This is a genomic window from Phytopseudomonas daroniae (assembly GCF_004327275.1).
GTDB lineage: Bacteria > Pseudomonadota > Gammaproteobacteria > Pseudomonadales > Pseudomonadaceae > Aquipseudomonas > Aquipseudomonas daroniae.
The window spans coordinates 249,508-263,551 of record NZ_QJUJ01000002.1; the positions used below are offsets into that span (position 1 = coordinate 249,508).

Annotated in this window: 11 protein-coding genes and 3 tRNA genes; all 14 read left to right on the forward strand. The window is 62.1% G+C overall.

What is annotated here, in order from left to right:
- The first annotated feature begins 316 nt into the window (after positions 1-316).
- Positions 317-1,327 carry an aspartate-semialdehyde dehydrogenase gene (locus tag DNK10_RS06265; RefSeq protein WP_131190943.1) on the forward strand — a complete coding sequence of 337 codons (1,011 nt, stop codon included), beginning with the start codon at positions 317-319 and terminating at the stop codon, positions 1,325-1,327.
- 147 nt (positions 1,328-1,474) lie between these two features.
- Positions 1,475-4,333, forward strand: coding sequence for a motility hub landmark protein FimV (locus tag DNK10_RS06270; protein WP_131190944.1), 2,859 nt, complete (start codon positions 1,475-1,477; stop codon positions 4,331-4,333).
- Positions 4,334-4,369: 36 nt separating this feature from the next.
- Positions 4,370-5,203, forward strand: a complete 834-nt coding sequence (gene truA, locus DNK10_RS06275; protein ID WP_131178659.1) for a tRNA pseudouridine(38-40) synthase TruA — start codon at positions 4,370-4,372, stop codon at positions 5,201-5,203.
- An 88-nt stretch (positions 5,204-5,291) separates the two neighbouring features.
- Positions 5,292-5,924 carry a phosphoribosylanthranilate isomerase gene (locus DNK10_RS06280; RefSeq protein ID WP_131190945.1) on the forward strand — a complete coding sequence of 211 codons (633 nt, stop codon included), beginning with the start codon at positions 5,292-5,294 and terminating at the stop codon, positions 5,922-5,924.
- A 172-nt stretch (positions 5,925-6,096) separates the two neighbouring features.
- On the forward strand, positions 6,097-6,981 hold the full coding sequence (accD, locus tag DNK10_RS06285) for an acetyl-CoA carboxylase, carboxyltransferase subunit beta (RefSeq protein WP_131190946.1): 885 nt from the start codon (positions 6,097-6,099) through the stop codon (positions 6,979-6,981).
- On the forward strand, positions 6,978-8,285 hold the full coding sequence (gene folC / locus DNK10_RS06290; RefSeq protein ID WP_131190947.1) for a bifunctional tetrahydrofolate synthase/dihydrofolate synthase: 1,308 nt from the start codon (positions 6,978-6,980) through the stop codon (positions 8,283-8,285). The genes accD and folC overlap by 4 nt, the downstream gene beginning before the upstream one ends.
- A complete protein-coding gene (locus DNK10_RS06295) occupies positions 8,269-8,904 on the forward strand; it encodes an SPOR domain-containing protein (RefSeq protein WP_131190948.1) in 636 nt (211 codons plus the stop codon). The genes folC and DNK10_RS06295 overlap by 17 nt, the downstream gene beginning before the upstream one ends.
- Positions 8,905-8,977: 73 nt before the next feature.
- A complete protein-coding gene (locus tag DNK10_RS06300) occupies positions 8,978-9,544 on the forward strand; it encodes a CvpA family protein (RefSeq protein WP_131178494.1) in 567 nt (188 codons plus the stop codon).
- A gap of 28 nt (positions 9,545-9,572) precedes the next feature.
- Positions 9,573-11,075, forward strand: coding sequence for an amidophosphoribosyltransferase (gene purF, locus DNK10_RS06305; RefSeq protein WP_131178493.1), 1,503 nt, complete (start codon positions 9,573-9,575; stop codon positions 11,073-11,075).
- A 167-nt stretch (positions 11,076-11,242) separates the two neighbouring features.
- A complete protein-coding gene (locus tag DNK10_RS06310) occupies positions 11,243-12,454 on the forward strand; it encodes an O-succinylhomoserine sulfhydrylase (RefSeq protein WP_131178492.1) in 1,212 nt (403 codons plus the stop codon).
- Positions 12,455-12,537: 83 nt separating this feature from the next.
- Positions 12,538-12,613 (forward strand) — tRNA-Val (locus tag DNK10_RS06315).
- Between the two features lie 36 nt (positions 12,614-12,649).
- A tRNA-Asp gene (locus tag DNK10_RS06320) sits at positions 12,650-12,726 on the forward strand.
- A 93-nt stretch (positions 12,727-12,819) separates the two neighbouring features.
- Positions 12,820-12,896: transfer RNA gene (locus DNK10_RS06325), tRNA-Asp, on the forward strand.
- Between the two features lie 315 nt (positions 12,897-13,211).
- Positions 13,212-14,024 carry an energy transducer TonB gene (locus DNK10_RS06330; RefSeq protein ID WP_131178491.1) on the forward strand — a complete coding sequence of 271 codons (813 nt, stop codon included), beginning with the start codon at positions 13,212-13,214 and terminating at the stop codon, positions 14,022-14,024.
- Positions 14,025-14,044: the final 20 nt, after the last annotated feature.

Sequence of the window (14,044 nt, forward strand, 5' to 3'; positions counted from 1 at the left end):
TGCAAATAGGAGCCCGTATCCGGTCGTAGGGGGGGGCCGGGGCGCGTAGCCGACGCTTGCCTACGCGGCCCGATCCGTCCACCGCTCCGCAATCGTAATGGTGGACAAAAAGAGCGTTGTCCACCCTACGTCTGCTTGCGCCATTTTGCTGTCATAGCACGTGGAGCCTCGTCGAAAGATCGTGAGCAGGCGCTAAGGCAGAAACACCCCAAGGGGCGGGTTGTATGGTGATCGCTTGCGATTGCCATCGCCCGCCCCTCTGCTTTTCGGTAGAGTGCCGGGTCTGTTTCAGCTATCGAGCGTCAGGCTCCCCCTCATGACTTCTACCTTTGATATCGCCATCGTCGGCGCCACCGGCAGTGTTGGCGAAGCCCTCCTGCAAATTCTCGAAGATCGCGACTTTCCGGTCGGTGACCTGCATTTGCTCGCCAGCAGCGAATCGGCAGGCCGTACGCTTGCCTACAAAGGGCGCAATCTGCGTGTGCGTGCCGTCGAAGGTTTTGATTTCCGTGCCGTGAAACTGGCGTTCTTCGCCGCGGATCAGTCGGTGACGCTGGCCCATGCCGATGCCGTGCGCAAGGCCGGCTGCTCGCTGATCGATCTTTCTGGCGCACTGCCCGGCGAGCAGGCGCCGCGGGTGGTGCCTGAGGTCAACGCAGGCGCGCTCGAAGGGTTTGAGGCTCCGTTCGCGCTGACCAGCCCATCCTCGATCGCCGTGGCGGTAGCGCTGGTGCTGGCGGCGCTACGGCAGCAGGTGCAGGTGCGTCGACTGGTGATCGACGCCGGGCTCGCGGTGTCCAGTCGTGGGCGGGCGGGGGTAACCGAGCTGGCCCGGCAAACCGCCGAGTTGCTCAACGGTCGGTCGTTCGAGCCGCGTCTGTTCGACCGGCAGATGGCCTTCAACGTGCTCGCCCAGATCGACGAGCCGGACGCGCAGGGGCATGGCCGCCTGGAGCGTCGGGTCAACGAAGACATCAAGGCCCTGTTCAATGATGCTTCGCTGAATGTCGCGGTCAGTTGTCACCAGGTGCCGGTATTCTTTGGCGATAGTTTGAACGTTACCGTGCAGGCTTCTTCGCCTGTCGAGCTGGAGCCGGTTCTCGCTGCACTGGATGCCGCAGCCGGTATCGAGCTGGTCGATGCGGGGGATTATCCGACCGTCATCGGTGATGCCGTCGGTCAGGATGAGGTGTACGTAGGCCGCGTGCGGCGTGGTTTGGACGACCCCAGCGAGCTCACTTTGTGGATTGTGTCTGATAATGTGAGAAAAGGTGCGGCTTTGAACGCCGTGCAACTGGGCGAGTTATTGATAAAACACCATCTGTAAAAGATACTTATCCGGAAATTTGAAGATTTATTCGAGCTTGGCAATTACTGAGCGAGCTGATTGTTGGCTGGGGGAACCTGCAGAGGGGCAGCCGGCAATCACCAACCCTCTCGTTGTGCGAGAGCAGTTAACACAAAGGAAAAGGCTATGCTTCGGGTTCGTAAACTGGTACTGGCTATCGCTGCGGCGTCGGCGCTGTCTTCCGGTATGGCGCATGCGCTGGGTGTCGGTGAGCTGACACTCCAGTCATCTCTGAACCAGCCTCTGGTAGCAGAAATTGAACTCCTGGATGTGCGTGATCTTTCCGCCGAGGAAATGCGCCCGGCGCTCGCTTCCCCGGAAGAGTTCAACAAGGCCGGAGTCGACCGCCAGTATTTTCTGACCGATCTCAAGTTCACGCCTGTCATCAAGCCGAACGGCAAGAGCGTGATTCGCGTGACCTCGACCAAGCCGGTTCGCGAGCCCTACCTGAATTTCCTCGTGGAAGTGCTGTGGCCCAATGGCCGCCTGCTGCGTGAATACACACTGCTGCTCGATCCACCTCTTTACTCCCCCCAGGCCGCAGCCGCACCGCAATTGCCGGTCGCCGCTCCTGCGCCACGGCCTGCTACTTCCGCGCCGAGCACGCCGCCGCGCGCCGCGGCGCCTGTGCCAACGCCGGCTGCTCCGCGTGCTGCAGCGGCAGAGCAGGGCAGCGAATACCGCACCAACACCAACGACACCCTGTGGGAGATTGCCCAGCGCGTACGCGGTAACGGCAGCGTCCATCAGGCGATGCTCGCCATTCAGGATCTCAATCCGGATGCGTTCATCGATGGCAACATCAACCGCATGAAGAGCGGCCAGGTGCTGCGCCTGCCGGACGAGGGGCAGATCGCCAGTCGCAGTCAGGCCGAGGCATTGGCTCAGGTTGGCGAACAGAACAGTTCCTGGCGCCAGGCGCGCAGCGCTCCGGCAACTGCCGGTACTCGACAGATCGATGCCACGCGCCGCACCGGTGCCGGCGCAGCACCTGCCGAAGTGCAGGCCGAAGACAAGCTCAAACTGCTGGCCGCCGATGCGGGTACGGCCACTGCGGGCAGCGAAAACGGTTCCAACGACAGTGCGGCGTTGAGCAATCAACTGGCAGTCACCCAGGAAAGCCTGGATTCGACCCGTCGTGAAAACGACGAGCTGAAAGATCGCATGAACGACCTGCAAAGCCAGCTCGACAAGCTGCAGCGGCTCATTCAACTGAAAGACAACCAATTGGCCAAGCTGCAGGCCGATGTGTCAGCCACCGACGGTCAGGCTGCCGCTGATGATGACGCAGCACCTGCCGCCACGGGCCAGGCGCCGACTGAGTCCACGACCAATCCAGGTGAGGCTGCCACGCCTGCTGCTCCTGCGGGCGAAACACCCGCGGTTCCAACTGAGCCTGCAACCGAGGCCCCGGTAGTCGGCGAGCCAGCTCCGCAGCCTGGTACCGATGGTGCTCCCGCAGCACAAACCGATGGCGCTGCTGCTCCGGCCGAAGAGCCAGCGGTAGCCAGTCAGCCGGCGCCAGCCGAACCTGCCGCTCCCATCGTCACCAAGGCCCCGGAGCCGGTAGCCGCCGCGCCCGAGCCAGTCGACGAAGACAGCGCCCTCGACAAGCTGCTGGCCAACCCGATGCTGCTGGGTTTGATCGGTGGCAGCCTGTTGTTGGCATTGCTGCTGGTGTTGCTGATCCTGTCGCGTCGTAATGCGCGCAAGGAAGCCGAGGAGGAAGAGAGTCTCGCTGTATACCAGGAAGACACCCACCGCTTCGACAGCGACCTGGAACTGCCTGCCGACAGTCTGAATGATCTGCCGGATGACCTGGCTGCTCCGCTGCAGCCAGTCGGCGAGGAGCGCGTCACTGCGCAGACCGGTGACGCCCTGGGCGAGGCCGATATCTACGTCGCTTACGGCCGCTTCAATCAGGCCGCCGAGCTGCTGCACAACGCCATCAACGACGAGCCGCAGCGCACCGACCTGCGTCTGAAGCTGATGGAAGTCTACGCCGAGCTGGGCGACCGCGAAGGCTTCGCCCGCCAGGAAAACGAACTGCGTGAAATCGGCGGTGCCAATGCCGAAGTCGAGCAGCTGAAAAGTCGTTACCCGGCCATGGTGGTGCTTGGCGGCGCCGCTACGCTGGCTGGCGCTGCCGCCGCCGATGATCTGGATTCCTTCAGTCTGGACGACCTGGAACTGGACGAACCCGCTCAACCGGCGGCATCGCAACCTGCCGACGACGCCTTCGATCTCGACCTGGATGCACTCGAGGCCGAATTCGCCGCTGACCCGCAGGCGACGGCTCAGGACACCAGCGGTTTCGACGAAATCGACACCCTGAACCTGGATTCCGATCTGGATCTGCAGACTCCTGAACAACCGGCCGCAAGCAAGGATGACGAAGTGGCTTTCGATCTGGATCTCGGCAATGAAGCCGATAACCGTCAGGAGCTCGGTGGTGAGCTGGCGGACTTCAGTCTTGATCTGGACTCGCCTGGCATTCCGGCAGCGGCTCAGGAAGATGAGTTCCTGCTGAGCCTCGATGAGGACGCCGACAAGGCGCCAGCCAACGATGGTCTGACTGATTTCTCCTCGGCTCTTTCGGACGAAAAGGCTCAGGATGATTTTGGCCTGCCAGCCGATTTCGACCTGTCGCTCAACGACGAAACGCCGGCTCCGGCCGCGGATGCCAGCTTCGCCGCTCAGCTCGATGACGTGACTGCCGAACTCGACCAGTTGGCCGAAAGCCTTGAGCAGCAAGGTCAGCTGGAGCCGCAAGGCCAGCAGGCGGATGCCCCGTCGCTCGACGACGATGAGGACTTCGACTTCCTCTCGGGTACCGACGAGACCGCTACCAAGCTGGATCTGGCGCGGGCCTACATTGATATGGGCGATACCGAGGGTGCCCGTGACATCCTCGATGAAGTGATCGCCGAAGGTAACGATGGTCAGCAGCAGGAAGCGCGAGAGCTGATCGGCAAACTGGTTTGATACATGTCTGATGTGCGTACCTCGACGGCAGCCGAAATGGCTGCCGTCGGCATTTACAAGATAGCCCTGGGTGTCGAGTATCGTGGCGCCCGTTACCGTGGTTTCCAGCGTCAGCGCGATGGTGTCCCATCGATCCAGGCGTCCCTCGAGAAAGCCCTTTCCAAGGTCGCCGGTGGCGCGCCCGTGACGCTGAGCTGTGCCGGGCGTACCGATGCCCTGGTGCATGCCAGTGGCCAGGTGGTGCACTTCGACACCACGGTCGAGCGCTCCATGCACGCCTGGGTCATGGGCGCCAACATGAATCTGCCCGGTGACATCAGCGTGACCTGGGCCAAGGCCATGCCGGGGCACTTCGATGCACGCTTCTGCGCCATGGCGCGCCGCTATCGCTATGTGATCTACAACGATCAGATCCGCCCGGCGCACATGGCCGAAGAGGTGACCTGGAACCACCGCCCGCTGGATATCGAACGCATGCGTGAAGCCGCGCGCGTATTCATCGGTACCCATGATTTCAGTGCCTTTCGTGCTCGACAGTGCCAGGCCAAGTCGCCGATCAAGACGGTGCACCATCTGGAATTGCTGCAGCACGGGCGTTTCATCGTGCTGGATATTCGCGCCAACGCCTTCCTGCACCATATGGTGCGTAACATCGCCGGTGTGCTGATGACCATCGGTGCTGGTGAACGGCCTGTGGAGTGGGCTGGCGAGGTGCTGGAAACCGGTGTACGACGCACTGGCGGCGTAACGGCCCATCCATACGGGCTGTATCTGGTGCAGGTGGATTATCCGGCCGAGTTCGAGTTGCCGACACGCTATCTGGGGCCGCATTTCCTATCCGGCCTGAGAGACGTGGCGATCCCGGAGTAAGCGGCGGAGCAGGGCGGGCACAGCAATTAATGGCCCGCCTTTGTTGGTCATTTGTTACCATCCGGCCTTTCGCGGAGGTATTCGTCTTTTGTCAGTCGTTCGCTGCAAGATCTGCGGGATTACCCGCCTCGAGGATGCGCTCGCCGCAGTGGCGGCCGGTGCCGACGCGATCGGCCTGGTGTTCTATGAGCGCAGCCCGCGGGCGGTGTCGATCGAGCAGGCGCGGGCCATCGTTACAGCGTTGCCGCCGTTCGTGACCACGGTCGGCCTGTTCGTCGACATGCCGCGAGCCGAGATGGACGAGGTACTGGCCGCGGTGCCGCTGGATCTGCTGCAGTTTCACGGTGATGAAAGCGCAGCCGATTGCGAAGCAGTGGGGCGGCCTTACATCAAGGTCCTGCGGGTTCGTGCGCAGGATGATGTGACGGCCCTGGTGGATGCTTATCCAGGCGCGCGCGCGGTACTGCTCGATACCTTCGTGGAAGGGGTGCCCGGTGGTACGGGGCAGGCCTTCGACTGGTCGCTGGTGCCGGTGCAACTGAGCAAGCCGGTTATCCTGGCGGGCGGTCTGACCCCGGAAAACGTCACGGCGGCAATCGCTCAGGTACGTCCTTATGCAGTGGATGTCAGTGGAGGCGTCGAGGCGGGCAAGGGCATCAAGGATGCCGCCAAGGTAAAAGACTTCGTGCGTGCCGTTCGAGCGGTAGGAGACTTGATGTGACGGCGCTGCTCAGCGGGCCGTCCATACTCCTATCGCCGCGACGAGTGCGCGCTTTTTTCGTGGTCGGGCAAGGTGGTGGGCGTAACGCCGGCCCCTGTGGCGACCGCTTTGTGAATTCGCTTGTCATGTGCAGCAAGCATGTTGAAGCCTACAGCGTTGGAGAATTGAGAGCATGAGCAACTGGCTGGTAGACAAACTGATCCCATCGATCATGCGTTCCGAGGTCAAGAAGAGTTCGGTGCCGGAAGGCCTGTGGCACAAGTGCCCGTCCTGCGAGGCCGTGCTGTACAAGCCCGAGCTGGAAAAGACCCTGGACGTTTGTCCCAAGTGCAGTCACCACATGCGTATCGGCGCTCGTGCACGCCTGGATATCTTCCTCGATGCCGAGGGTCGTGAAGAGATCGGTGCCGATCTCGAGCCCAACGACCGCCTGAAATTCCGCGACAGCAAGAAGTACAAGGATCGCCTGGTTGCTGCGCAGAAGCAGACCGGCGAGAAGGACGCACTGATCTCCATGAGCGGCACCCTGGAAGGCATGCCGATCGTGGCCTGCGCCTTCGAGTTCTCCTTCATGGGAGGCTCCATGGGTGCGATCGTCGGTGAGCGCTTCGTGCGTGCCGCCAATGTGGCGCTGGAGAACCGCTGCCCGTTCGTGTGTTTCGCCGCTTCCGGTGGTGCGCGCATGCAGGAAGCGCTGATCTCGCTGATGCAGATGGCCAAGACCTCGGCCGTTCTGGCGCGTCTGCGCGAAGAAGGCATTCCGTTCATTTCCGTGCTCACCGATCCGGTCTACGGCGGCGTTTCCGCCAGCCTGGCCATGCTGGGTGATGTAATCGTTGCCGAGCCGAAGGCGCTGATCGGCTTCGCCGGCCCGCGGGTGATCGAGCAGACCGTTCGCGAGAAGCTGCCAGAAGGCTTCCAGCGCAGCGAGTTCCTCATCGAGCACGGCGCCATCGATATGATCATTCACCGTGCCGAGCTGCGTCCGCGCCTGGCTCGCCTGCTGGCTCAGTTCACCCACCAGCCATCTCCTGCAGCGCTGCCGGTCACTGCATGACCCAGCGCTCCCTGGCCGAGTGGCTGGCGTACCTGGAGCGTTTGCATCCGAGCGCCATCGACATGGGCCTGGAGCGCTCCCGGGAGGTCGCTGAGCGCCTTGGGCTTTCCCGGCCGGCGCCGCGAGTGATCACGGTGACCGGCACCAACGGCAAGGGCTCGACCTGCGCCTTTCTCGCCTCGTTGCTGCGCGCTCAGGGCCTCAAGGTCGGCGTGTACAGCTCGCCGCACCTGCTGCGCTACAACGAGCGGGTACAGATCGACGGCCTGGAGGCCAGCGATGAAGGTCTTTGTGAGGCCTTCACGGCGGTCGAAGCGGCGCGGGGCGAAACCTCGCTGACCTATTTCGAAATGGGCACTCTGGCCGCTTTCTGGCTGTTCGAGCGCGCCGCTCTGGATGTCGCGGTGCTGGAAGTCGGCCTGGGCGGGCGCCTGGATGCGGTAAACCTGATCGACGCCGACCTGGCACTGATCACCAGTATTGGCGTGGATCACGCCGACTGGCTGGGCGATACCCGCGAGTCCGTTGCGTTCGAGAAGGCTGGCATTCTGCGCGCCGGCAAACCCGCTCTATGCGGCGACTTCGACCCGCCGCTGCCGCTGCTGGAGCGTGTCGCCGAGCTCGATGCGCCGTTCTTCCTGCGTTGCCGGGATTTCGATCTGAGCATCGCTGAAGATGGCTGGAACTGGTATGGGCTGACTGCCCGCGGTGAAGTGTTGCGCCTCGCGGGCTTGCCATTGCTCGATCTGCCCATGGAGAACGCCGCGCTGGCGCTGCAGGCCTATGCCTTGCTCGACCTGCCGTGGGATGCGGATCGTATCGCCAGTGCTTTGCAGGTGACGCGGGTCGCCGGGCGTCTGGATCGTCGTCACTTGAACTGGCAGGGCAAGTCCCTCACTCTGTTGCTCGATGTAGGGCACAATCCCCATGCAACTCAGTTCCTTGCCGGGCGTCTGCAGGCCCGTCCGTCCGCAGGCCGGTGTCTGGCGGTGTTTGGCCTGCTGGCCGACAAGGATCTGCCTGCCGTGGTGGCGCCGCTGTTGGGCGAAGTGGCGCATTGGGCGGTGACTTCATTGCCAACCGAACGCTCACGTCCCGCGGCCGAGTTGCATGGTCATCTGGTCGCCTGCGCCGCGCAGGCCGAGATGTATAGCGATGTGGCGAGTGCTCTGCAGGCACAGTGCGAGCGCGCCGCGGCAGGGGATGAAATTCTGCTCTTTGGATCTTTTTTCTGCGTGGCCGAAGCCCTGATGTGGCTGGAGCGTCACGCCCAGGAGGGTGTGCAGGATGGCAATGCTGGATAGCGGAACGAAGCAACGTATTGTCGGGGCTCTGGTGCTGGTAGCGCTGGCGGTGATTTTCCTGCCGATGCTGCTGTCCCGTCCTGACGAGTTGCGTCATGTGGTGGTCGATGCGCCAAGCATACCGGCCAAGCCGGTGGTGCCGGAAATCGAGATGCAACCGGTGATCGTTCCGGATCCCCAGGAGTTACCGCAGGAGCCGATACCCGGCGATAGCGCGGCTGCCGCAGATGCGCAGGCACCCGTCGAGCAGCCGATCGTCGAGTTGCCCGCCGACGAAACGCCTGTGGCGACTCCAGCTCCGCAACCAACGCCGAGCAAGCCCGCCGAAGTGACTCCACCGCCGCAGAAGGCTCCGGCCGAGCGTCTGGATGCCAACAGCCTGCCGGTCAGTTGGTCGGTGCAGTTGGCCAGTCTGTCCAGTCGCCCGGGGGCGGAAACCCTGCAGAAAACCTTGCGTGCTCAGGGCTACAACGCCTACATCCGTAGCGTCGATGGCATGAACCGGGTATTCGTCGGGCCGTTGATCGAGCGGGTCGAGGCCGACCGTTTGCGTGATCAGCTCAACCGTCAGCACAAGCTCAATGGCTTCGTGGTGCGCTTCCAGCCGGAAAGCAACTGACTCGGTATCTGCGCTTAACCGATGGGCAGGGCTCTGCTAAAATACAGCGCCTCTTCCATCGGTAGCCTGCATCGTGGCATTCACTTGGGTCGATTGGGCGATCATCGCCGTCATCGCCGTATCCAGTCTGATCAGCTTGAGTCGTGGCTTCGTCAAGGAAGCCCTGTCGCTTGTCACCTGGATTATCGCTGGCGTCGTAGCCTGGATGTTTGGCGGTGCGCTCTCGCAGCATCTCGGTGCCTACATCGAAACTCCTTCCGCCCGCGTCATCGCCGCCTGTGTCTTGTTGTTCGTATTGACCCTGCTGGTCGGGGCCTTGATCAATTATCTGATCGGTGAACTGGTTCGGGTGACCGGGCTTTCGGGCACGGATCGTTTTCTCGGTATGGTATTCGGTGCTGCTCGCGGTGCCTTGCTGGTGGTGGTCGCAGTCGGGCTATTGAGTCTGGCGCCTGTCGAGCAGGATGTCTGGTGGCAGCAGTCGACGTTGCTACCGCATTTTCTGATGGTTGCAGACTGGTCGAAGAACCTCATCCTGGGGATGTCCAGCGAGTGGTTGGCGAGCGGTATCCGCGAGCCGGTCGAACTGCCGTTCAAAGACGTGCTGCCGGGAACCATTCCCGCTGGCACTGGTAATTAGTCGTTCCACTGAGTAGGGGTTGCGTCACATGTGTGGCATTGTCGGTATCGTCGGTAAATCGAACGTCAATCAGGCGCTGTATGACGGGCTCACCGTCCTCCAGCACCGCGGCCAGGATGCTGCCGGTATCGTTACCAGCCATGAGGGACGGTTGTTCCTGCGCAAGGACAATGGCCTGGTGCGCGATGTGTTCCAGCAGCGGCACATGCAGCGCCTGATCGGCCACATGGGCATCGGCCACGTGCGCTACCCGACTGCCGGTAGCTCCAGCTCTGCCGAGGCGCAGCCGTTCTACGTCAACTCGCCCTACGGCATTACCCTGGCGCACAACGGCAACCTGACCAACGTCGAGCAGCTGGCCAAGGAGATCTACGAATCGGATCTGCGCCACGTCAACACCAGCTCCGATTCTGAGGTGCTGCTCAACGTATTCGCCCACGAACTGGCTGTGCGCGGCAAGCTCAACCCCAGCGAGGAAGATGTGTTCGCTGCGGTCAAGGACGTGCACAAGCGCTGCCGTGGCGGTTACGCGGTGGTGGCGATGATCACCGGTTACGGCATCGTCGGCTTCCGCGACCCGAACGGCATTCGCCCGATCGTCTTCGGCCAGCGTCATACCGACGAAGGCGTCGAATACATGATCGCTTCCGAAAGCGTGGCGCTGGACGTCCTCGGTTTCACCCTGATCCGCGACCTGGCTCCCGGCGAGGCGGTGTATATCACCGAAGAAGGTCAACTGCATACCCGTCAGTGCGCGCCTAATCCGCACCATGCGCCGTGCATCTTCGAACACGTTTACCTGGCTCGTCCGGACTCGATCATGGACGGTGTATCGGTATACAAGGCGCGCCTGCGCATGGGCGAGAAGCTGGCCGACAAGATTCGTCGCGAGCGCCCGGAACACGATATCGACGTGGTCATCCCGATTCCCGATACCAGCCGTACTTCGGCGCTGGAACTGGCCAACCACCTCGGCGTGAAGTTTCGCGAAGGTTTCGTCAAGAACCGCTACATCGGTCGTACCTTCATCATGCCGGGGCAGGCGGCTCGCAAGAAGTCGGTACGCCAGAAGCTCAATGCCATCGAGCTGGAGTTCCGCGGCAAGAACGTGATGCTGGTGGACGACTCCATCGTACGCGGCACCACCTGCAAGCAGATCATCCAGATGGCCCGTGAAGCTGGTGCGAAGAACGTGTATTTCTGTTCGGCGGCACCTGCCGTGCGTTATCCGAACGTGTATGGCATCGATATGCCGAGCCCACACGAGCTGATCGCCCATGGCCGTACGACCGAGCAGGTGGCCGAGCTGATCGGTGCCGATTGGCTGATCTATCAGGATCTCGATGACCTGAAAGAGGCTGTCGGTGGCGGCAAGATCAAGATCGAACACTTCGATTGCGCGGTGTTCGATGGCCAGTACGTGACCGGCGACGTCGACGAGGCTTACCTCAATCGCATCGACCTGGCGCGTAACGATGGCTCCAAGACCGAGGGTCAGGTCAGCGAGATCATCGGCCTGTATAACAACTGATCGACAGGTACGTAGGGTGGATGACGCTTCACCCATCCACCGCTTTGCAATCGCAATGGTGGATGAAAAGAGTATCCCCGATCCACCCTACATGACTTGAAGCGCTTAGCAATTGATTGACGACCGGGCCCATGTGGCCCGGACTGGTTTCTGGACGAGGACGCGATATGACGCAGGAATGGGATGCCGGTCGGCTCAACAGCGATCTGGACGGTGTCGGCTTCGACACCCTGGCGGTGCGTGCCGGGCAACACCGCACGCCGGAGGGCGAGCACAGCGAGGCGCTGTTCACCACCTCCAGCTACGTGTTCCGCACCGCCGCCGACGCAGCTGCACGCTTCGCCGGTGAAGTGCCGGGCAACGTCTATTCGCGCTACACCAACCCCACGGTACGTGCCTTCGAGGAGCGTATCGCAGCGATGGAAGGCGCCGAGCAGGCGGTCGCGACCGCTTCGGGTATGTCGGCGATCCTGTCCATCGTCATGAGCCTGTGCAGCGCCGGTGACCATGTACTGGTGTCGCGCAGCGTATTCGGCTCGACCATCAGCCTGTTCGAAAAGTATTTGAAGCGTTTCGGTGTGCAGGTCGACTACGTGCCGCTGGCTGATCTGCAAGCCTGGGCGGGTGCATTCAAGCCCAACACCAAGCTGCTGTTCGTCGAGTCGCCTTCCAACCCGCTGGCCGAGCTGGTGGATATCGCTGCGCTGGCCGCAATCGCCCACGAGCGTGGTGCGCTGCTGGCAGTGGACAACTGCTTCTGCACGCCTGCGCTGCAACAGCCGCTGAAGCTCGGTGCGGATATCGTCATGCACTCGGCTACCAAGTTCATCGACGGTCAGGGCCGCGCCATGGGCGGTGTGGTGGCCGGTAGTGCCAAACTGATGACGGATGTGGTGGGCTTTCTGCGTACCGCAGGGCCGACCCTGAGCCCGTTCAACGCCTGGATCTTTCTCAAAGGCCTGGAGACGTTGCGTATCCGCATGCAGGCCCATTGTGCCAGCGCCCTGGCACTGGCTCAGTGGCTGGAGCAACAGGAGGGGATCGAGCACGTGTATTACGCTGGTCTCGCCAGCCATCCTCAGCATGAACTGGCTGCGCGTCAGCAGAGCGCCTTTGGTGCAGTCGTGAGTTTCGAAGTCAAGGGAGGCAAGGAGGGCGCCTGGCGTTTCATCGATGCCACACGAGTGATTTCCATCACCACCAACCTGGGCGACACCAAGACCACCATCGCCCATCCGGCGACGACGTCCCACGGTCGCCTGTCGCCGCAAGAGCGTGCCAATGCCGGTATTCGTGACAGCCTGATCCGGGTTGCGGTCGGCCTGGAAGACGTGGCCGATCTCAAGGCCGATCTGGCTCGTGGTCTGGCGGCGCTGTAAAAACCATTATTTTAGAAAAAATCGAAGCGGGGCCTTGACTTAGGTTTGGCCCCCGCGTAAATTTCGCGGCCTCGCAAGACGAAGGGTGATTAGCTCAGCCGGGAGAGCATCTGCCTTACAAGCAGAGGGTCGGCGGTTCGATCCCGTCATCACCCACCACTTCACTTGAGAGATTGGACGCAAGTCCACCGACGCGCAGCGGTAGTTCAGTCGGTTAGAATACCGGCCTGTCACGCCGGGGGTCGCGGGTTCGAGTCCCGTCCGCTGCGCCATATTTTCCATGCAAGACATTGTCTGGCATGTGATGCGAAAGCAAGTTTCGCATCTGCGATGCAAGAGTTGTACGGACGCAAGTCCACCGACACGCAGCGGTAGTTCAGTCGGTTAGAATACCGGCCTGTCACGCCGGGGGTCGCGGGTTCGAGTCCCGTCCGCTGCGCCATATCAACCTGCCTTGGGCAGGTTCCCTGAAAAGCGGCCATTGGCCGCTTTTCTTGTTTCTGCTCTCCTCAATTCCTGTTGGCTGACGCGCCCTGATCGCATGGCGCTGACTGGGCCACCTGTCGCCATCACATTTCCATCTCATTGACACCAGGAGCCGTTCTCCAGAATCGATATTCTCCAATCGAATAACCATCTGAAAAAAAGTGATTTTACGAAATAATCGGTAACCCTCATTCTTGGCCGCACCAGACAACTGGAATTCCGTTTTTGCTTAGACCGGCTCTAAGCCGGTACTTCCAGGAGTCTGTTGGTAATGGGTAATCTTCAATCCTCCGTGCGTTCCACCGCGGCCTGGCAGCAGGCTCGTGTGCCCGGAGAGGTCTTTGACCTCGGTGTACCTCTGCGTCAGGCGCTGGGTACGCTGCGTCACACCCCCCATGCCTCGCGTCCCGTCCTGGGGCGTCGTGAAGCGATTCTGCTTGGCACCTTTGCGCTGGTTCTGCATGCCGCGGTACTGGTCTGGCTGAGCCAGCGACCCGAGCCGGTGCTACCGGAAGTGCCAGTGGAAATCCCGCCGATGACCATCGAGTTCGCGGCCCCGACTCCGCCACCGGAGCCCGTGATCGAACCGCCACCGCCCGAGCCTGTCGTCGAGCCGCCACCACCGGTGGTCGACGAGTTGGCAGTCAAGCCGCCGCCCAAGCCGGAACCACCCAAGCCACAGCCGCCTAAACCCAAGCAGGAGCCCAAGCCCGTGCCGAAACCGGTCGAGCCCGCGCCTGCACCACCCAAGGTCGAAGCGCCACCGGCACCGCCTGCACCGCCCGCACCAAAACCGGTGACCGAGACGCCGCCGTCCGCCAATGCCGCTTACCTGCGCAACCCGGCGCCGGAGTATCCCTCGCTGGCCCAGCGCCGCGGTTGGGAAGGCACCGTACTGCTGCGCATCCGCGTGCTGGCCAATGGCAAACCCGGCGACATCCAGATCCAGACCAGCAGCGGTCGTGACGTACTCGACCAGGCCGCGGTTAAAGCCGTACAGCGTTGGAGCTTCGTGCCCGCCAAGCGTGGCGATGTCGCCCAGGAAGGCTGGGTCACCGTACCGCTGGACTTCCGCCTGAACTAAGCGCACCGCAACACCCTTTT

Coding starts and splice junctions, on each gene's coding strand:
- DNK10_RS06295 (WP_131190948.1), top strand. CDS start 8,269: ATGGCAATGCTGGATAGCGGAACGAAGCAACGTATTGTCGGGGCTCTG.
- accD (WP_131190946.1), top strand. CDS start 6,097: ATGAGCAACTGGCTGGTAGACAAACTGATCCCATCGATCATGCGTTCC.
- purF (WP_131178493.1), top strand. CDS start 9,573: ATGTGTGGCATTGTCGGTATCGTCGGTAAATCGAACGTCAATCAGGCG.
- DNK10_RS06270 (WP_131190944.1), top strand. CDS start 1,475: ATGCTTCGGGTTCGTAAACTGGTACTGGCTATCGCTGCGGCGTCGGCG.
- DNK10_RS06330 (WP_131178491.1), top strand. CDS start 13,212: ATGGGTAATCTTCAATCCTCCGTGCGTTCCACCGCGGCCTGGCAGCAG.
- DNK10_RS06265 (WP_131190943.1), top strand. CDS start 317: ATGACTTCTACCTTTGATATCGCCATCGTCGGCGCCACCGGCAGTGTT.
- folC (WP_131190947.1), top strand. CDS start 6,978: ATGACCCAGCGCTCCCTGGCCGAGTGGCTGGCGTACCTGGAGCGTTTG.
- truA (WP_131178659.1), top strand. CDS start 4,370: ATGGCTGCCGTCGGCATTTACAAGATAGCCCTGGGTGTCGAGTATCGT.
- DNK10_RS06310 (WP_131178492.1), top strand. CDS start 11,243: ATGACGCAGGAATGGGATGCCGGTCGGCTCAACAGCGATCTGGACGGT.